Here is a 17,451-nt window from a genome sequence, read left to right on the forward strand (position 1 = left end):
GGTGGGGGCATCACGTGATCCGCTCGGGGCCGTGCTCGTCGCCGTACCCCTCGTCGTGCTCGCGTGCGGGGCGGCCGGCGCCCTGATGCGGCGGCTCGGGCAGACGGCCGTGGTGGGGGAGATCCTGGTGGGGATCGTCCTCGGCCCTTCGCTGCTGGGGTGGCTGTGGCCCGCGGGGAGCCGGTGGTTGCTGCCGGGGGAGGTGCTCCCGTACCTGGGGGTGCTGGGGAACCTGGGGCTGCTCGTCTTCATGTTCCTGGTGGGGCTGGAGCTGGACGTCGGGCTGCTGCGGGGCCGGGGCCGCGCCGTGGTGGCGGTCAGCCAGGCGAGCGTGTGGGTCCCGCTGGGGCTGGGCGCTCTGCTGGCCTCGGCGATGTACGAGGGCTTCGCGCCGCAAGGGGCGGGACGCCCGGCGTTCGTGTTGTTCGTGGCGGTCGCCCTGAGCGTGACCGCGTTTCCCGTCCTGGCCCGCATCCTGAAGGACCAGGGCCTGTACGGAACGCCGGTGGGGGCGCTGGCGATGGCGTGCGCGGCGGTGGCCGACGTGGTGGCGTGGTGCCTGCTGGCGGTGGTGGCGGCACTGGCCGGCCCGGGGACGGCGGGCTGGGGCATCGCCGGCATGGGTGTCCTGGCCGGGGCGTTCCTGGCGGTGATGTGGTGGGCGGTGCGCCCGCTCCTCACCTGGGGCATCGAGCGGTGGGGCCGGACTGGCGCCGGGCCGGTGGTGGGCCTGTGCAGCGGGCTCTGCCTGGCCGCCTACTGCACCCAGGCGATGGGGGTGCACGCACTGTTCGGGGCGTTCGTCTTCGGGGCGGTCGCGCCCCGGGTCGAGGCGGTCGAGGCGGCCGCGGCGCGGATGCGGGAGTTCGCGGTGCCGGTGCTGCTGCCGCTGTTCTTCGTCGGAAGCGGCCTCAAGACGGATGTGGGGCTGCTGGGCGGGAGCACGACGTGGCTGTGGGCGGGAGCGGTTCTCTCGGTGGCGGTCGTGGGGAAGTGGGGCGCGGGTACGGGCGCGGCCCTGCTGGCGGGCCAGCCGGTGCGCGATGCGGTGACGGTGGGCGCGCTGCTGAACTGCCGCGGGGTGACCGAGCTGGTCGTCCTGAACGCGGGGCTCGGCCTGGGGGTCATCGGAGGCGAGCTGTTCACGATGCTGGTGCTGATGGCCCTGGCCACCACCGCGGCCACCGGCCCTGCGGTCCGAGCCCTGCGGGAACGTCCCCGCGCCGACCGAGGCGTTAACGCCGTTAATACCCCCGCCCCGGGACCCGCAGGCATTAACGCCGTTAACGCCCCACCCGCCCGGAACCCCAAGCGCTGACGCCACCCAGGACACCAGTCGGCGTTAACGCCGTTAATACGGGCCCGAGGACGCCGGACGGCGCGTGCGGGGGTGGGGCGCCTCCGGTGGAACGGGCCTGTCCACGGACGGCGCCGGTGAGCCGGAAGCGCCCGGCCGGTCCCCACGAGCGTTAACGGCGTTAATGCCGGGCGAGGCGTACGAGCCCCAGCAGCCTCGATGGCGGTCTGACGCTGAGCCAAGAGGGACCACGTAGCGATCTGGTGCGCCTCCACGCTCCTGGCGGCAGTCTCTTCGTAGCTGCCTGTGTACTTGACCCCTGGCCATCCTTCGGGGGCTTCCCGGCAGCTCTTTGGCATTCCGGGGTGGGCCGGTCTGTCAAGGGTGGCCGAAGGCCATCGCGAAGCGACGCGACCGAAGGGAGCGCCCTTGAGAGGCCGGCCCGCACCGGAAGGACAATGGGCGGCCGGGAAGCCCCCGAACACACCCCGACCCCGGTCCACCGTGGCCCCGCTCCCCAGCCCCCGCCCCGCCCGTCCCCGCCCCCCGAGTGTTAACGGCGTTAATGGTCGTGGGCGATCATCGGGGAATGAATGAGGAGCTGAGGGTCCCGCCCGTGCGGGTGGGCGATGAGCGTGCCACCCTGACCGGTCTGCTCGACTGGCAGCGCGGCACGCTGATGGTGAAGTGTGCCGGGCTGACGGACGAGCAGTTGCGCCGCAAGGCGGTCGCGCCCTCCGCCCTGAGCCTGCTCGGGCTGGTGCGGCATCTCGCGGAGGTCGAGCGCGGCTGGTTCCGCAACGTCCTGAACGGCGAGGACGTACGCGGCTACTTCCCGCGGAACGAGGCCGGGGAGTGGACGGAGTTCCACGTCGAGGACGCGGACCCGGCGGAGTCGTTCCGGATCTGGCAGGAGGCCTGCGAGCGGTCGCGGGCGATCGTGGCCGCCGCCGAGTCGCTCGACGTGGTGGGCAGCTTCGGCGAGGAGCAGTACTCCCTGCGCTACATCCTTGGCCACATGATCGAGGAGTACGCCCGGCACAACGGGCATGCGGACCTGTTGCGCGAGGCGATCGACGGCGTCACGGGGGAGTAGCCGGAACCGGTCACTGCCCGTTCGCGGTGCGGGTGGCGTCCACGGCGTCCAGGGCCAGCTGCCACGGGAAGTGTGGCGGCGCGTCCACGCCGGCCGGGCCGGGGACGAAGCCGCTCTCCCCGTACAGGACGGTGACGCCTGCACCGCGCAGGGTGGCCAGCGACTGGTCGAACTGGGGGTGGGCGGCGAGCGCGGCGTTCGTGCACGGCATCGTGACGACGGGGGTGCCCTTGCCGATCGCCTCGGCGGCGACACCGATCGCGAAGCGGTCGGTGAGGCCCAGGGCCCAGGCGTTGAGGGAATTGAACGTTGCCGGCGCCAGGAGCAGCGCGTCGGCGGCCGGCCAGACGTCGGGCTCGCCCGGGAGCTTGTACTGCCAGCGGACGGGGTGGCCCGTCAGGGCGGCCAGGCCGTCCAGGCTGACGCGGAGCCAGTGGGCGGCCGTGGGGGTGAGGCCGAGGCAGACGTCCCAGCCGCGGGACTGCGCGTCCTCGATGGCGTGGGCGACGTCGAAGACGGGTGGGGCGGCGGAGCAGAGCAGGTAGAGCGTCTTGGTGCTGGTCATACCGACATGTGATCACATTCCTTGACCTCAACCATAGTTGAGACCACATCATCGACGGCATGAGTGAACAGGAATCGGCCGTGAAGGCCATAGCGCAGGTGGTCGCCGAGGTCCAGCGCACCCAGCGGGCGAAGGACGCGGAGGGCTTCCTCGCCCTCTTCCACCGGGACGCCCTGTGGACCACGGGGCACGGCAAGGTACTCATCGGCCTCGACGCGATCGCGGAGTTCACCCGGGCCGTGCTGCCTGCGGCGGACTGGGACGGCGAGGTCACGTACGAGGTGGTGCACACGCAGTTCCTGCGGCCGGACGTGGCCGCGGTGAAGGTGCGCCAGCTGTACACGGGGGCCGACGGCGAGCCGAAGGGGGAGGGGGCGCCGCTGTACGTGATGACGCGTGACGGGGACGGTGCGCCCTGGCTGCTGACCGCTTGCCAGAACACCGAGGTGCACGCCGCCGGGTAGTCGGTCAGGTCAGGTCAGGTCAGGTCCAGGACGGCCACCGTCTGGCCACCGCTGCGTTCGCCGGTCAGGCGGAAGCCGAGGCCGAGGTAGAACGGCTCGGGCGTGCCCGGGCCCGGCTCCCACGTGACGTACGCGCGGGACGCGCCGCGGGCGCGGAGTTCGGCGGTGACGGCCTGGACGGCGAAGCGGCCGTAGCCCTTGGACTGGTGGGCGGCGTCGATGTTCAGGCGCCAGATGCCGGAGCGTATGTCGGCGGGGTCCCGGGCGGGGTCCCAGGCGATGTCGAGGAAGGCCATGACGAAGCCGACGACCTCGTCGCCGTCGACGATGGCGCGGGGCCAGGCGACTGCGCCGTGCACGTACGCCTCCGCGAGGGACTTGACCACAGGGGAGACCAGGTGTTCCTGGTCGGGCCTGACGCGGACGGCGCATACGGCGTCGAAGTTGGCGGCGGTGACGGGGGCCAGGTGGGGGGTGGAGAGGTTCATGGCCGCACCCTACCGATGCGGTGGGGTGGGGGTGTTCTGTGGCGGGCCAGCGGCCTGCCTGGCCGGCCGGTGGGCGGGCCCGGGGCGGGTGGGGGGCCGGGGTCCCGGGCCCTGCGGGGCTCGTCCCCTACCCGCCCTTTCACCGTTTCCCGGGCTCCGCCCGGACCCTCCCCCGGGATCCGCCCGGACCCTCCCCCGGCTACCGCTGGGGGGACCCCCGGCGCTCAAACGCCGCGCGGGCTGGGAGTGCCCCCCCCGGGGCGGCGAGTCTGACGGATTCCACGATGGGTTCTCCCTCTGGGCGGCGCCGGTCTGGGGGTGGTCATGTGCAGGTCATCGAATCGTCAAGGCTGCCGATCGTAGGCCCGGTGTGATCGCACGTCGCGCAGGATGCGCGGGACGGAAGTAGATTTCGCCGGTGTTCGTGGGGTCCGGTGCGGGGCGTGCTCCGTTCGGAAGCTACCGGCGCTCGGCACCATGGACCCGCCCGTGACCGCGTACCGCATGTAGTGCACTTCTTGGAGGACACACGTGAAGGACCCGAAGGACAGGCTGGAAGGCCTGCGAGCCGACATCGAGCGCCGCAACCCCGCCCAGCCCGAGTTCCACCAGGCGGTCCGGGAGGTCCTGGAGACCCTGGCGCCCGTCTTCGCCGCCCGGCCCGAGTACGCCGACCCGGCGGTGGCGCTGCTCGAGCGGCTCACCGAGCCGGAGCGGCAGATCGTCTTCCGGGTGCCGTGGACGGACGACCGGGGCAGGGTCCAGGTCAACCGCGGCTACCGCGTCGAGTTCAACAGCGCGCTCGGCCCGTACAAGGGGGGCTTGCGCTTCCACCCGTCCGTGGACATCGGGGTCGTGAAGTTCCTCGGGTTCGAGCAGATCTTCAAGAACGCCCTGACCGGCCTCGGCATCGGCGGCGGCAAGGGCGGCAGCGACTTCGACCCGCACGGCAAGTCCGACGCCGAGGTCATGCGCTTCTGCCAGTCGTTCATGACCGAGCTGTACCGCCACGTCGGCGAACACACCGACGTCCCCGCCGGTGACATCGGCGTCGGCGGCCGCGAGATCGGCTACCTCTTCGGCCAGTACCGGCGCATCACCAACCGCTGGGAGGCCGGCGTCCTGACCGGCAAGGGGCAGGGCTGGGGCGGCTCCCGGATCCGCCCGCAGGCCACCGGCTACGGCAGCGTGCTGTTCGCCGCCGAGATGCTGAAGGTCAAGGGCACCTCGCTGGACGGGCTGAGCGCGGTCGTCTCCGGCTCCGGCAACGTCGCCCTCTACACGATCGAGAAGCTCCAGCAGCTCGGGGCGAACCCGCTGACCTGTTCGGACTCCCAGGGCTACGTCATCGACGACAAGGGCATCGACCTGGCGCTGCTGAAGCAGATCAAGGAGGTCGAGCGGGGCCGCGTCAGCGAGTACGCCGCGCGGCGCGGGTCCTCGGCGCGCTTCGTGCCGGGCGGCCGGGTCTGGGAGGTTCCGGCGGACGTGGCCTTCCCGTCGGCCACGCAGAACGAGCTGGACGCGCAGGACGCGCGGGCGCTCGTCGCGGGCGGGGTGAAGGCGGTCTCCGAGGGCGCCAACATGCCGACGACGCCGGAGGCGGTACGGATCCTGCAGGAGGCCGGGGTCGCGTTCGGGCCCGGCAAGGCCGCCAACGCGGGCGGGGTCGCCGTCAGCGCCCTGGAGATGAGCCAGAACGCCGCCCGGGTGGCCTGGAGCGCCGAGCGGGTCGAGGACGAGCTGGCCGGGATCATGCGTTCGATCCACGCTGTTGCGTACGAGACCGCCGAGCGGTACGGGGCCCCGGGCGACTACGTCACCGGGGCGAACATCGCCGGGTTCGAGCGGGTCGCCGACGCGATGCTGGCTCAGGGTGTGATCTGAGCCGAGCCGGCATCCCGGTCGGGGTGAGGGGCTCCGGCCCCGGCCCCGGCTGGCCCCGGCCCCGGCCCGGGGCCGCCCCGGTCCCGTTCCCGCGCCGTTCCCCGGTTCCGGCCGCCGTAGCCTGGCCTTCGGGACCCGCCGGTGCGGGTGAGGCGATGTGACCGCAGGAGGCTGGGCGTGCTGACCGCGCTGGACGGGGTGTACGGGGACCGGGAGGACGCGGTCTGCGTGGCCGGGCGGACCGCCTCGTACGAGGAACTGCTCGGCGCGGCGCGGGCCGTGGCGGCCGACGTGGCCGGGGCGCCGGCGTTCGCCGTGACCGCGACGGCGTCCCTGGAGACGGTGGCCGCGGCCGTCGGCGCCCTGCTGGCCGGGGTGCCGTTCGTACCGCTGCCGCCCGACGCCGGCCCCGCGGAGCGCGAGCACATCCTGCGCGACTCCGGGGCGGTGCTCGTCGACGTGGACTTCGCCCGGCGCGCGTCCGGGTCGGCGGCGGCGTCCGGCTCGGCGGCCGGGTGGGCGGCGGGCGCGGGGCCCGACGATCCCGCCCTGGTGCTGTACACCTCCGGCACGACGGGCGCCCCCAAGGGCGTCGTCCTGACCGGCGCGGCGATCGCCGCCGACCTCGACGCCCTCGCCGGGGCCTGGCAGTGGAGCGCCGAGGACACCCTCGTGCACGGGCTGCCGCTGTTCCACGTGCACGGGCTGGTGCTGGGCGTGCTCGGGGCCCTGCGGACCGGGAGCCGGCTCGTGCACACCGGGCGCCCGACGCCGCAGGCGTACGCGGAGGCCGGCGGCAGCCTGTACTTCGGGGTGCCGACCGTGTGGTCCCGGATCGCCGCCGACCCGCAGGCCGCCGGCGCGCTGTCGGGGGCCCGGCTGCTGGTGTCGGGCAGCGCGGCGCTGCCCGCGCCGGTCTTCCGGGACCTGGAGCGGCTGACCGGGATGCGGCCCGTGGAGCGCTACGGGATGACCGAGACACTGATCACCGTCAGCGGGAGGGCGGGCGGCGAGGTCCGCCCCGGCACCGTGGGTACGCCGCTGCCGGGCATCCGCACGCGGATCGCGGCCGAACCGGGTGCCGAGATCGGGGAGCTCCAGCTGACCGGGCCGACGCTGTTCGCCGGGTACCTGGGCCGGCCGGAGGCCACCGCGGCCGCGTACACCGAGGACGGATGGTTCCGTACGGGCGACATCGCCGCCGTAGACGAGGCGGACGGGGTGCACCGGATCGTCGGCCGGGCCTCCATCGACATGATCAAGTCGGGCGGGTACCGGATCGGGGCGGGCGAGATCGAGAACGCGCTGCTGGACCACCCCGCGGTGAGCGAGGCCGCGGTGGTCGGCGTCCCGGACGCGGACCTGGGGCAGCGGATCGTGGCCTTCGTCGTCGCCGAGGGGGTCACGGGCGCCGAGTTGACGGACTTCGTGGCCGCCCACCTGTCCGTGCACAAGCGGCCCCGGGAGGTGCGGTTCGTGACCTCCCTGCCCCGTAATGCCATGGGAAAGCCGCAGAAGAAGCTGCTGCTGTCGGGGGAGTTCGGCGTGCGCTGAGCGCCGCTGTGTGAACGCCGCTTTTAGCCGTCGTTTAGCCGCCCGCGGAGAATGGAGGGGACTGGGCCCTGATGGGCTCCGGCTTCTGACGGCCTGTCGCGGACGGCCGTGGTTCTGTCGACGGGTGAGGTCGGCGCGGGCGGACGTGGAGTGGGGCTCATGGTTTCGGCGGGACGCGTGTCGGTGGTGCTGGACGGGCCGGTCGAGGTCGGTCCGGAGGGTCCCGAGTGGGACCGGGCCGGGGACCTCGTGCGCGCCGGCGGAACCGCCCTCCTCTATGCGCCGCTGGAGCGGCTGCGGACCGGGAGGACCACGGCGGCCCCCGGCGGGGCCGGCGGGCTGCGGGCCGGGCTCGTCTCCGCGACGGAGCGCGAGCAGTACGAGGGCGCCCGGGCGCTGCTGGAGCGGCTCGCGCGCGCGGTGCGCGGCGACGGCACCGGGAGCGTCGAGTGGGGCGTGGCCGGACGGCCGGTCCTCGCCGGCTGCGCGGGCGTGGACGTCGCCGTCAGCTGCGCGGAGGGCATGGTGCTGGTCGGGGCCAGCGGCGGCGGCCTGATCGGCGTGGACGTCGAACGGGCGGACGGGATGCTGTACGGCTCCGGGGCCGGGCGCCGCGTGTGCACCCCGTACGAGCTGGTCTCCCTGGCCAAGCTGGCGCCGGCGGAGCGGGATGCCGAGCTGGCCCGGCTGTGGACGCTGAAGGAGGCGTACCGCAAGGCCGTCGGCTGGGGCGCCGGATTCCCCTTCGGGCAGTTCGGGTTCGGTCCCGACGGCAGGCCGGTGCGGGTCCAGCGGCCCGACGGCACGGCGGCCCGGGGAGAGGAGTGGGAGTTCCGTTCGGCGGAGCTGCCCGGGGGCTTCCGGATGGGGGCCGCCCTCTTCACGCCGCGGGGGGCGGCGGTTGCTGCCTAGCGGCTGCGCTCGGGGGCGGCTGCTGCTTAGCGGCTGTGCGCGGGGGCGGTTGCTGCTGCTTAGCGGCTGCGCTCAGGGGCGGTTGTTGCTGCTGCTCGGGTGCTCCGAGCGGGGTCAGTCCTCGTCGTTCGGGATGGTCAGCGTCGTCAGGATGATGCCGTTCTCGGTGGTGTAGTGGCCGGTGAGCGTCGTCGGGTACGGCGTCGGCCGGTGCGGGAAGATCTGCGCCGTGAACGTATGGGTCTCCGGGTGCGGTGTGATGAGCGCGTCCTCGAACTCCAGCGGCTGGGCCGTCAGCGGGTACCAGGTCTTGTAGACCGTCTCCTTGATCGAGAACAGCAGCCGGTCCCAGTGGGTGCCCGGGTGCGTCCGTGCGTGCCGGCGCACCCACGCGCACTCGGCCGGCAGCGCGATCGACTCCAGCACCCCCTCCGGCAGCGGCTGGTGGGGTTCGGCGTCGATGCCGAGGGCCCGGGTCCGGGAGCGGTGCGCCACGGCGGCGGCGCGGTAGCCGGCGCAGTGCGTGATGCTGCCGGTGACGCTCGGGTGCCACTGCGGGGCGCCGCGGTGGCCGGGGGTGATGGGTGCCGCGGGGAGGCCGAGCTGGGCCAGGGCCCGGCGGGCGCACCAGCGGGCGGTCGTGTACTCGTGCCGGCGCTTCGGGACGGCCTCGCGGATGTGTGCCTCCTCCTCGGGGAAGAGGGTGAGCTCGTGCCGGTCGTGGTGGGTGTCGACGGCGGCGATGTGGCGGGGCAGCAGCTGCTGGATCACGGTGTCCCCCGAAACCTTGCGAGTGGTGGGTGTGGGTGGTGCGCGGCCCCTGGCGGGGCGTGGTTCCACCGTGCGGCGGGGGCGGCCGCGGGCCCAGCCGGGAGGGGGCTGCGGGGGTGTACCGGGTGCCGTGAGGGGGCTGCGGGGGTGCGGGCTTGTCACGGGTGGGGGTGTGGGGGTGGGGGCTTGTCACACGGTTGCCATGCCGGGCCTTTGGTTTCGGGGGCCGGGTTTCTTGGGGCTCCGCCCCAAACCCCGCGCCTCAAACGCCGGCGGGGGTGGCGCTGCCGGGCCCTGGCTTCGGAGGTGGCGGGGGCGGGCTTCCTGGGGCGCCGCCCCAAAGCCTGCGCCTCGAGCGCCGGCAAGGCCGGAGGGGCTGGTTCGCGGGGTTGGTGGTTTGTGGGGTGTGGGGTGGGGTGGGGTGCAGTAGTTGCCGTGCAGGTTTCGGCCACCGGCTGCACCGCCCCGACCTGCATAAGGTGACGTTGTCGACGGTGGTGACCGCCCCCCTTCCCCTCCCGAGGGGGTGAGGGCGGCAGGTCCGTGACCGGGCGCGGGCAGGGGTCTCCCCCCGCGGTCAGAGGTTCACCGGTGCTGGAGTAACGGGGGCAGTGGTGTTGAACGGGCGTGGATATCAGTGGGAACTGCTCGACCGGGCCGTGGCCCAGGCGGCCGCGGGGGCGGCCCGGGTGGTCGTGGTCGAGGGGGCGGTGGGCTGCGGGAAGTCGGAGTTCGCCGACACGGCGGCCGAACGGGCCGCCGGGGCGGGTGTGCTGGTGCTGCGGGCGATGGGCACGCCGGCCGAGAGCGGGATCGAGCTGGGCGTCGTCGGGCAGCTGGTCGCGGACGCGCCGCCCGGGACGTTCGGTGAGGACGCGGGCGGGCCGGGTGGCCCGAGTGCAGTGGGTGGGGTCGGTGGGGGCGGTGGTTTTTGGGCGGGCGATGCGGGTGCGGGTGCCGGTGCGGGCGGGGTTCAGGCGATGCAGGCCTTCTGCGCGCAGGTGCTCGCCCTGGCCGAGCGGGTTCCGGTCGCGGTGTGCGTCGACGACCTGCACCTGGCCGACGAGGCCTCGCGCCGCTACCTGCTGCACCTCGCCCGGCGGGCCCGGGCCGACCGGCTGCTGATGGTGCTCACCGAGTCGGTGCACGAGCGCAGCGACGACCCCGTGCCGGGTACGGAGCTGCTGCGCGCCCCCGGCTTCGTACGGGTGCGCCTGGAGCGGCTGGCCGCCGAGGAGGTGGCCGCCGTCGTCGCGGGCGCCCCGCAGTACGCGGACACCGAGCCGCCCGCGCAGGCGCTCGAGCGGTTCACCGCGCTCAGCGGGGGCAACCCGCTGCTGCTTCGGGCGCTGCTGGAGGACCACCGGGCCGCGCTGGAATCGGCCCCCGCGGGGGACGCCGGGCAGCTGCCCACGCCCGGCGCGGCGTTCACCCACGCGGTGTGGGCCTGCCTCCAGCGCTGCGGGGTCGTGACGCTCGCGGTGGCTCAGGGGCTGGCCGTGCTGGACGGGCTCGCCTCGGTGGTCGGGGCGGCCGAACTGGCCTCCACCACCCAGGCGGTGGCCCGGCAGGCGGTCCTCGCGCTGGGCGCGGCCGGGCTGCTGGACGGGGTGCGCTGGCACCCGGCGGCCCGGGCGGTGGTGCTGGAGGGCATGGATCCGCTGGTGCGGGTGGCCTGCCACCGGCGGGCCGCGCGCTTCGCGTTCCGCAGCGGCGCCCCGGTGGCCGAGGTCGCCGGGCAGCTGCTGGCCGCCGGGCACGCCGGCGAGGAGTGGGCGCCGGGCGTGCTGCGCACCGCCGCGGACGAGCTGCTGGCCGGCGGGGACGCCGCCGGGGCCGTACGGGTCCTGGAGCTGGCGCTCGGTGCGCCGGGCAGCAGCGGTGCGGCCCGGGCGGAGCTGGCCGCCGCGCTGGCCGTGGCGGGTGCCCGGGTGGATCCGGCCGCGGCGGAGGCGGCCCTGCAGGGTCCGGTCGAGGCGCTGAGGGCCGGCACGCTCGACGCCGCGGGAGCGGCCCGGCTGGGGCGGCTGCTGGTGGTGCAGGGGCGGGTCGAGGAGGCGGCTCTCGCGCTGGACGCCGTGTACGCCGCCGGGCAGCCCGGTGCTGCGGCGGGTGTCGTCGGCATGCGGGACGCCGCCCTGCAGGCGCCGCTGGACGGACTGTTCGCCTTCCCGCGCTGGAACGCCCCCGATGGCGCCGACGGCGCGCTGCCGGCCGCCGTGCCGACTGCTGCACCGGCAGCCGCCGCGACTGCGGCCGCAGTCGCGGGGCGCGGCTCGGGCGGCTCGGCGGCCGCCCTCGCGGACCGTACGGCCCGCCGCGGCCGGCCCGGCAGCGGCCTCGGCGAGGCGGCCGCGTTCTGGGGCGTCCCCGGGTACAACCGGCACGGCGGCGCCGCGAACCGGGCCGAGCTGTTCCTGCGCGGCACCGCCCTGTCGCAGGCGACGCTCGCGCCGGTGCTGCAGGCCGTACGGGCCCTGCTGTACTTGGACGGGCCGCTGCGGGCGCTGCCCTGGACCCAGACGTACGCCGAGCAGGCGCTGCGCCAGGGCGCGCCGGGCTGGCGGGCGGAGTTCGCGCTGCTGCGCACCGAGGCGCTGCTGCGTCAGGGCGACCTGGCGGGCGCGGCCGAACAGGCCGGGCTGGTGCGCGGGCAGGCGGCGGGGGAGCAGGGCTCGCTGACCGGGACCTGGGCTTCGGCGCTGCTCGCCCGCGCGTACACCGCCATGGGCCGCCCCGACGAGGCCGCGCGGGAGCTGGCCCGGCCGCTGCCGCAGACCCTGCCGGGCACGGTGCAGGAGCTGGGCCGGCTCCAGGCGACCGGGCTGCACCACCTGGCCACGAACCGCTACCACGCGGCGCTGTGCGACTTCCTGGACATCGGCAAGGCGGTCCGTCACTGGGGCCTGGACCGCCCGCTGCTGCTGCCGTGGCGCACCGGCGCGGCGGAGGCGCTGCTCCAGCTCGGCGAGGTGCGCCAGGCGGCCCGGATGGTCGCCGAACAGCTCGAGCACGCGGATGCCGCCCACCCGTGGACGGCGGGCGTCTCGCTGCGCCTGAAGGCGTGGACGGGCGCGCCGGGCGAACGCCAGGCGGTGCTGCGGCGGGCCGTGGACGAGCTGCGCCGCTCCGGCGACCGGCTGGAGCTGGCCCGTGCGATGGCCGACCTGGGCCGGGTGCTGAAGGAGGCCGGGGAGCCGGGCCGGGCCAACATGGTCAACCGGCGGGCCTGGCACCTGGCCAAGGCCTGCGGGGCCGACGCGCTCCAGGAGCGGATCCTGCCCGGGCACGTGCCCGCGCCGGCGCCGGCCGTGCCGGAGGCGGAGGCGGCCGGGCCGCGGGTGGCGTACACCGAACTCGGCGACCGGCTCAGCGACTCCGAGAAGCGGGTGGCGATGCTCGCGGTGCACGGGCACACCAACCGGGAGATCGCCCTGAAGCTCTACATCACGGTGAGCACGGTCGAGCAGCACCTGACCCGCGTGTACCGCAAGCTCAACATCACGCGGCGCCAGGACCTGCCGGCCGACCTGCAGCTGATGGCCGCGCACGAGCTCGCGTGAACCGCGGACGCGGGCCGATGAACGAGACGAACCCACGAGAAGGAGGAACGAAGCGATGACGCAGCCGTTCGAGGACGACGCGGCGCAGTACCTCGCGCTGGTCAACGGCGAGGGCCAGTACGCGGTGTGGCCCGCGGGGGCGGAGGTCCCGGCGGGCTGGCGGGTGGACCGGCCCGCGGACAGCCGGCAGGCGGTGCTCGACCACATCGAGCGCGAGTGGACCGACATGCGGCCCGCCCGGCTGCGGGAGGGCGGCGGGAACTAGGCGGCGGCCGGGGCCGCGAGGCGGGCCAGGGAGGCGCGGGCGTACACGGCCTGGCAGCCGGGGACGATGAACAGCGACTCGCGGAAGCTCGTCGCGGACTCGGGCATCAGCTCCGGGACCGCGGCGGGCTCCCCGTACAGCAGGGCGCGTTCCAGCTCGAAGAAGTAGAGGTTGAAGGAGTCCACCCGGCGCTGGTAGGCCCACCAGGCCCGGCCCTCCTCGGGGCTGCCGTGCTCGGCCAGGTAGGCGGCGACGAGCTGCTCCTCCAGCCGGTGCGCCAGGCGCTCGGAGGCCAGCTGGGTGCGGATGCCGGTGCCGGGGCGGGTGCGCTCGTACAGGCAGTGGCCCAGTTCGTGCGCGACGCCGGCCAGTGCCTCGACGGTGGGGGCGTCGCCGCCGAGGATGACGGCGCACCGCGGTTCCCCGACGGTACGGAACGGGGTGCCCGGCAGCGTCAGGTCGGACTCGTCCAGGATCCGCTCGACCAGGGACCGGCGCCGGCGCAGCTGCGGCAGGCGGGGCAGGATCTCGGCGGCCGGCGCGTGGGTGGGGTGGGACAGGATCACCGCGTCCGCGGGCAGCGGCAGGGCCAGTTCGGCCAGGCAGACCAGCATGTCGCGGCGCAGCGGCAGGATCCCCGCGTAGGCGGGGTGGGCCAGGACCTGGCGGACCTGCCGGTGGGTGGAGTCGAACAGGCGGCGCACCCAGGTGCTGCGGCGCAGTTCGGCCAGGCGGGTGCGGCGGTGGGCGAGCAGGGCTTCGATCAGCTCGCCGTGGCCCAGGACGGCTTCCTTCTGGAGCCGGCGCCGCTGGTCGCGGTACGCGGCGATGGCGCGGGCGTCGCCGGACAGGTGCGGGGGGCGGGGGGCAGGGCGGTGGGCAGGGCGGTGGGCAGGGCGGGGCGCGGACAGCACTTCCCGGCCCCGCTGCCTCATCACCGGTTACGCGTTGGGGTTGTTGTTGTTCATGGTGTTGTTGTTCGACATCACGTTGTTGCTGATGTTGTTGTTCTTGTTGGTGTTGCTGTTGTTGATGTCGTTCATGATCGCCTCGAGGTCGGCCGGGACCACGCTCTGCAGGCGCGGGGCGTGCATCTCGTTGGCCGTGTAGTCGGTGTTCTCGTTCACGGCCAGGGAGTTGTTGTTCGAGGCGTTGTTGTTGCTGTTGTTCGCGCTGTTGTTGGCGTTGTTGTTCGACATGTTCGACATGTGGTCTCCACGAGTGAGAGGGACAGCGGACAGCGGGCTCATTGACGGGCCTGCCGCTAAAGCCGCAGATGTGCGGGGCTGAGGGCGGGTCTCCGGCGGCGTACGGCGGGTGTATGGCGGGTGGGGCGGCGCGGGGCAGGTCGGCCCGTGGCGGCCCCATGGCGGCCCCTTGGCGGGCGTATGGCAGGCGTATGGCAAGAGCGCCGCGTCGGGCGGCCCCGATGGCAAGTGCCTGGCAGTCCGGGCGGCCGGCGACGGGCCGGGGTGGGCCGTGGGCCGGCCCGGGGTTGAGCGGGCGCCTGCGGTCCGGCAGGTTCAGGCGTACACCGCCGATCCGGGAGGCCGCACCCCATGACTCACCCGACGACCCGCTCCGCACCCACCGCCGTCGTGGCACCCGCCCGGGCGCGGGCGGAGCTGCTGGAGAAGGTCGAGGACCGGCTGCACACCCTCCTGAACGACGAATACCGGCGCCGCACCGGCGAGCTGCGGGCCGCCGTGCTGATCGAGTCGCTGGCCGAGCTGGTCAGTGCGGGCGACGGCCGGGTTCGGCCGCAGGTGCTGCTCACCGGGTACCTCGCGGCGGGCGGCAGCCCGGAGGGGCCCGGGGCCGATGCGGCCGTCGATGCGGCCGCCGCGCTCGAACTCCTGGACACCTGCACCCTCGTGCGCGCCGACGTCTACGACGACGCGGCCCTGCGCCGGGGTCTGCCCGCCCTGCACGTCCGGCACGCCGGGGACCACGAGCGCAACGGCTGGGCCGGCGAGTCGCGCCGCTTCGGCGAGTGCGCGGCCACGCTGGGCGGCGACCTCGCCCTGGCCTGGGCCGACCGGCTGGCGCGCGGCCTGCCGCCGGAGGCGGTACGGCTGTGGGAGGAGCTGCGCACCGAGCGCGCCCTCGGCCTGTACACGCACGAGGCCACGGCCGCGGCGTACCTGGAGGACCCCTGGCCCGGGCAGTGCATCGCCGGCTGCACCGACGGCTGCGCGGCCGGCTGGTACGCCCTGCGCCATCCGCTGCTGCTCGGCGCCCACCTCGCGGGGCGCCCGGACCTGGCCGACACGTACGCGGACTACGCGCTGCCGCTGCACGCCGCGTGGCGGATGCGCGGGTTCCTGTCCGGGGGGCCGGAGTACGACTGGGAGGCGGAGCTGCTGCGCGAGGTGCTCCTGGAGGACCGCGAGCGGGCGGTGGCCGAGGAGATCATCCGCGACCTGACGGAACGCGCCGGCCGGATCGCGGCGCGCAGCGGGCTGGCCCCGGAGTGGCGCGAGGAACTGGCGGCCTTCGCGGGGCGGGTGACGGCGGGCTGAGGGGCCCGACATCGTGCACCCGTGGCGTTCACTCCTTCTCATTGCAATGCAATAGCAGGTTTCGTTGCGTTAGATCTGCACCCATTGCAATGATTTTGGTGGCCCGAGCTGGGCTTTTCGCCTTCACATGCAACTTGAGCGTTGCCGGTTCTTTGAACGCAACGTAGCGTTTCTTCTGTCGGAAACAGCGGGCCGCAAGGGCCCGCACCGCAGACGAAGGAGCGCACCACCATGCAGAAGTTCGCCACCGCCGCCCCGGTCACCGCCGTCCTCGACATCCCCGCGGGCCGTATCCGGCTCGTCGCCGTTGAGGGGGGCGACGCCACGGTCGAGGTGCGGCCCGCCGACGCGTCCAAGAGCCGCGACGTCAAGGCCGCCGAGCAGATCGAGGTCACCTTCGCCGACGGCGTCCTGCGCATCGCGGCCCCCGCGGCGAAGAACCGGATCCTGGGCGACTCCGGATCCGTCGAGGTCGCCGTCCGAGTGCCCGCCGATTCCCGGATCGAGGCCAAGGCCGCCCTCGCCGAACTCCACGGCGTCGGACGCCTCGGCGACGTCGCCCTCGACGCGGCCCAGGCCACCGTCGAGCTCGAAGAGACCGCGGGGGCCCGCCTCACCCTCCAGGCCGGCGACATCACCATCGGCCGCCTGGGCGGCGCCGCGGAGATCACCACCCAGAAGGGCGACCTCCACATCGCCGAAGCCGTACGCGGCACGGTGGAACTCCGCACCCAGCACGGCGGCATCTCCGTCGGCGCCGCGCCCGGAGTCAGCGCCACCCTCGACGCCGGCACCTCCTACGGCCGCGTCCACAACGCGCTCCGGAACACCGACGGCTCCTCCGCCGCCCTGACCATCCGCGCCACCACGGCCTACGGCGACATCACCGCCCGCAGCCTCTGACCCTCCCGCTCGCCCCTCGACCGACGCTCATGGCAGATATGAAGGAGCACACCACCATGTCCCTCCGTCCGGAGCTGCAGAAGACCATCGAGGAGCTCGTCGATTCCGGCTGGGCCGGGGTGCAGCTGCGCGTCAACGACCGGCAGGGCGAATGGGTCGGCAGCGCCGGGGTGCGCGAGCTGGGCGAGACCGCCGCGCCGCCGACCGACGGGCACTTCCGGATCGGCAGCAACACCAAGACCTTCACCGCGACCCTGGTGCTGCAACTGGTCGCCGACGGCGCGATCGGGCTGGACAGCCCGGTGGACGACCACCTGCCCGCATTCGGCCTGGACCGGCGGATCACGGTGCGGATGCTGCTGCAGCACACCAGCGGGCTGTTCAACTTCACCGGCGAGTACTACGAGGACGGGACGACCGCGCCCGGCATCGCCTGGCAGGGCCAGGAGTGGGTGGACGACCTGCTGCGCACCTACCGGCCCGAGGAGCTCGTACGCCTCGCGCTGGCCAAGCCGGCGCGGTTCGAGCCGGGGGCGGACTGGAGCTACTCCAACACCAATTACGTGCTGGCCAGGCTGCTGGTCGAGAAGGCCGCCGGCCGGCCGTTCGCCGAGGAGATGCAGCGGCGGATCCTGGGTCCGCTCGGCCTGACGGGCACGCTGGTGCCGGACGCCTCGCCGGAGGTGCCCGAGCCGCACGCCCACGGGTACTACACCTACCGCGACGCCGGCCGGTGGAAGACGGTCGACGTCACCCGCGCGAACCCCTCCTGGATCTCCGCCGCCGGTGACATGATCTCGACCACCCGGGACCTGCACACCTTCTTCTCCGCCCTCATGGGCGGCAGGCTCCTGCCGCCCCCGCTGCTGGCCGAGATGCGCACGCCGCACCCGAAGTTCGGCTACGGCCTCGGGCTGTTCGTCCAGGAGACGGAGTGCGGCGGCACCGTCTTCACCCACAACGGCGGGATGTGGGGCTGGGCGGCGCTGATGTACAGCACCCCCGACGGCGCCACGACCCTGACCGCGTCGCTGACCACCGGCGACGCCCGGCTGGAGTTCGAGGAGGCGGGGGCGCTGTTCGCCCGGGCGCAGCAACGGCTCGTCAACGAGGTCTTCTGCGGCGGGCGGGCGGCGGAGCCGGCCGGGGCGGCGGACTGAGGGG

16 protein-coding genes are annotated in these 17,451 nt (G+C 74.3%); 11 read left to right on the forward strand and 5 right to left on the reverse strand.

What is annotated here, in order from left to right; all coding sequences use genetic code 11:
* The first annotated feature begins 1 nt into the window (after nt 1).
* Nucleotides 2-1,318, forward strand: coding sequence for a cation:proton antiporter (locus AB0953_RS28730; protein WP_366862484.1), 1,317 nt, complete (start codon nt 2-4; stop codon nt 1,316-1,318).
* A gap of 568 nt (nt 1,319-1,886) precedes the next feature.
* Nucleotides 1,887-2,393 (forward strand): DinB family protein, encoded by a 507-nt coding sequence (locus AB0953_RS28735; protein WP_366862485.1) that lies wholly within the window; start codon nt 1,887-1,889, stop codon nt 2,391-2,393.
* 10 nt (nt 2,394-2,403) lie between these two features.
* Here AB0953_RS28735 and AB0953_RS28740 read toward each other — a convergent pair whose 3' ends face one another.
* Entirely contained in the window at nt 2,404-2,958 is a 555-nt protein-coding gene (locus AB0953_RS28740) for a flavoprotein (protein ID WP_366862486.1), read from the reverse strand.
* A 59-nt stretch (nt 2,959-3,017) separates the two neighbouring features.
* Between AB0953_RS28740 and AB0953_RS28745 the strand changes: the two genes are divergently transcribed.
* A complete protein-coding gene (locus tag AB0953_RS28745; RefSeq protein ID WP_366862487.1) occupies nt 3,018-3,422 on the forward strand; it encodes an SgcJ/EcaC family oxidoreductase in 405 nt (134 codons plus the stop codon).
* Between the two features lie 14 nt (nt 3,423-3,436).
* On the opposite strand, the gene AB0953_RS28750 is transcribed toward AB0953_RS28745, so the two are convergent.
* The gene (locus AB0953_RS28750; protein ID WP_366862488.1) at nt 3,437-3,910 is read right to left on the reverse strand and encodes a GNAT family N-acetyltransferase; all 474 of its coding nucleotides are present in this window, start codon (nt 3,908-3,910) and stop codon (nt 3,437-3,439) included.
* A gap of 531 nt (nt 3,911-4,441) precedes the next feature.
* Between AB0953_RS28750 and gdhA the strand changes: the two genes are divergently transcribed.
* The 3 genes from gdhA to AB0953_RS28765 all read left to right on the forward strand — a co-directional run bounded on the left by gdhA (nt 4,442) and on the right by AB0953_RS28765 (nt 8,263).
* Complete coding sequence (gene gdhA / locus AB0953_RS28755) at nt 4,442-5,797, forward strand: NADP-specific glutamate dehydrogenase (RefSeq protein ID WP_366862489.1); 1,356 nt, start codon at nt 4,442-4,444, stop codon at nt 5,795-5,797.
* 177 nt (nt 5,798-5,974) lie between these two features.
* A complete protein-coding gene (locus AB0953_RS28760; protein ID WP_366862490.1) occupies nt 5,975-7,351 on the forward strand; it encodes an AMP-binding protein in 1,377 nt (458 codons plus the stop codon).
* A gap of 159 nt (nt 7,352-7,510) precedes the next feature.
* Complete coding sequence (locus AB0953_RS28765) at nt 7,511-8,263, forward strand: 4'-phosphopantetheinyl transferase superfamily protein (protein WP_366862491.1); 753 nt, start codon at nt 7,511-7,513, stop codon at nt 8,261-8,263.
* Between the two features lie 114 nt (nt 8,264-8,377).
* Here AB0953_RS28765 and AB0953_RS28770 read toward each other — a convergent pair whose 3' ends face one another.
* The gene (locus tag AB0953_RS28770; protein WP_366862492.1) at nt 8,378-9,034 is read right to left on the reverse strand and encodes a 4'-phosphopantetheinyl transferase superfamily protein; all 657 of its coding nucleotides are present in this window, start codon (nt 9,032-9,034) and stop codon (nt 8,378-8,380) included.
* Nucleotides 9,035-9,648: 614 nt separating this feature from the next.
* Between AB0953_RS28770 and AB0953_RS28775 the strand changes: the two genes are divergently transcribed.
* Both AB0953_RS28775 and AB0953_RS28780 read left to right on the forward strand, forming a co-directional pair.
* On the forward strand, nt 9,649-12,597 hold the full coding sequence (locus AB0953_RS28775) for an AAA family ATPase (protein ID WP_366862493.1): 2,949 nt from the start codon (nt 9,649-9,651) through the stop codon (nt 12,595-12,597).
* A gap of 55 nt (nt 12,598-12,652) precedes the next feature.
* The gene (locus AB0953_RS28780) at nt 12,653-12,862 is read left to right on the forward strand and encodes an MbtH family protein (protein WP_366862494.1); all 210 of its coding nucleotides are present in this window, start codon (nt 12,653-12,655) and stop codon (nt 12,860-12,862) included.
* On the opposite strand, the gene AB0953_RS28785 is transcribed toward AB0953_RS28780, so the two are convergent.
* A complete protein-coding gene (locus AB0953_RS28785; RefSeq protein WP_366862495.1) occupies nt 12,859-13,797 on the reverse strand; it encodes a hypothetical protein in 939 nt (312 codons plus the stop codon). The two genes, AB0953_RS28780 and AB0953_RS28785, sit on opposite strands and share 4 nt — an antisense overlap.
* A 6-nt stretch (nt 13,798-13,803) precedes the next feature.
* Complete coding sequence (locus tag AB0953_RS28790; RefSeq protein ID WP_366862496.1) at nt 13,804-14,070, reverse strand: hypothetical protein; 267 nt, start codon at nt 14,068-14,070, stop codon at nt 13,804-13,806.
* A 351-nt stretch (nt 14,071-14,421) separates the two neighbouring features.
* Between AB0953_RS28790 and AB0953_RS28795 the strand changes: the two genes are divergently transcribed.
* The 3 genes from AB0953_RS28795 (at nt 14,422) to AB0953_RS28805 (ending at nt 17,447) form a co-directional block, all read left to right on the forward strand.
* Nucleotides 14,422-15,384 carry a polyprenyl synthetase family protein gene (locus tag AB0953_RS28795; protein WP_366862497.1) on the forward strand — a complete coding sequence of 321 codons (963 nt, stop codon included), beginning with the start codon at nt 14,422-14,424 and terminating at the stop codon, nt 15,382-15,384.
* Nucleotides 15,385-15,615: 231 nt separating this feature from the next.
* Complete coding sequence (locus tag AB0953_RS28800; protein ID WP_366862498.1) at nt 15,616-16,287, forward strand: DUF4097 family beta strand repeat-containing protein; 672 nt, start codon at nt 15,616-15,618, stop codon at nt 16,285-16,287.
* Nucleotides 16,288-16,343: 56 nt separating this feature from the next.
* Nucleotides 16,344-17,447, forward strand: a complete 1,104-nt coding sequence (locus AB0953_RS28805; RefSeq protein ID WP_366862499.1) for a serine hydrolase domain-containing protein — start codon at nt 16,344-16,346, stop codon at nt 17,445-17,447.
* Nucleotides 17,448-17,451 lie beyond the last annotated feature (4 nt).

This window comes from Streptomyces sp. NPDC046866 (genome assembly GCF_040704625.1).
Lineage (GTDB): Bacteria > Actinomycetota > Actinomycetes > Streptomycetales > Streptomycetaceae > Streptomyces.

Coding starts and splice junctions, on each gene's coding strand:
- AB0953_RS28735 (WP_366862485.1), top strand. CDS start 1,887: ATGAATGAGGAGCTGAGGGTCCCGCCCGTGCGGGTGGGCGATGAGCGT.
- AB0953_RS28740 (WP_366862486.1), bottom strand. CDS start 2,958: ATGACCAGCACCAAGACGCTCTACCTGCTCTGCTCCGCCGCCCCACCC.
- AB0953_RS28745 (WP_366862487.1), top strand. CDS start 3,018: ATGAGTGAACAGGAATCGGCCGTGAAGGCCATAGCGCAGGTGGTCGCC.
- AB0953_RS28750 (WP_366862488.1), bottom strand. CDS start 3,910: ATGAACCTCTCCACCCCCCACCTGGCCCCCGTCACCGCCGCCAACTTC.
- AB0953_RS28765 (WP_366862491.1), top strand. CDS start 7,511: ATGGTTTCGGCGGGACGCGTGTCGGTGGTGCTGGACGGGCCGGTCGAG.
- AB0953_RS28780 (WP_366862494.1), top strand. CDS start 12,653: ATGACGCAGCCGTTCGAGGACGACGCGGCGCAGTACCTCGCGCTGGTC.
- AB0953_RS28785 (WP_366862495.1), bottom strand. CDS start 13,797: ATGAGGCAGCGGGGCCGGGAAGTGCTGTCCGCGCCCCGCCCTGCCCAC.
- AB0953_RS28790 (WP_366862496.1), bottom strand. CDS start 14,070: ATGTCGAACATGTCGAACAACAACGCCAACAACAGCGCGAACAACAGC.
- AB0953_RS28795 (WP_366862497.1), top strand. CDS start 14,422: ATGACTCACCCGACGACCCGCTCCGCACCCACCGCCGTCGTGGCACCC.
- AB0953_RS28800 (WP_366862498.1), top strand. CDS start 15,616: ATGCAGAAGTTCGCCACCGCCGCCCCGGTCACCGCCGTCCTCGACATC.
- AB0953_RS28805 (WP_366862499.1), top strand. CDS start 16,344: ATGTCCCTCCGTCCGGAGCTGCAGAAGACCATCGAGGAGCTCGTCGAT.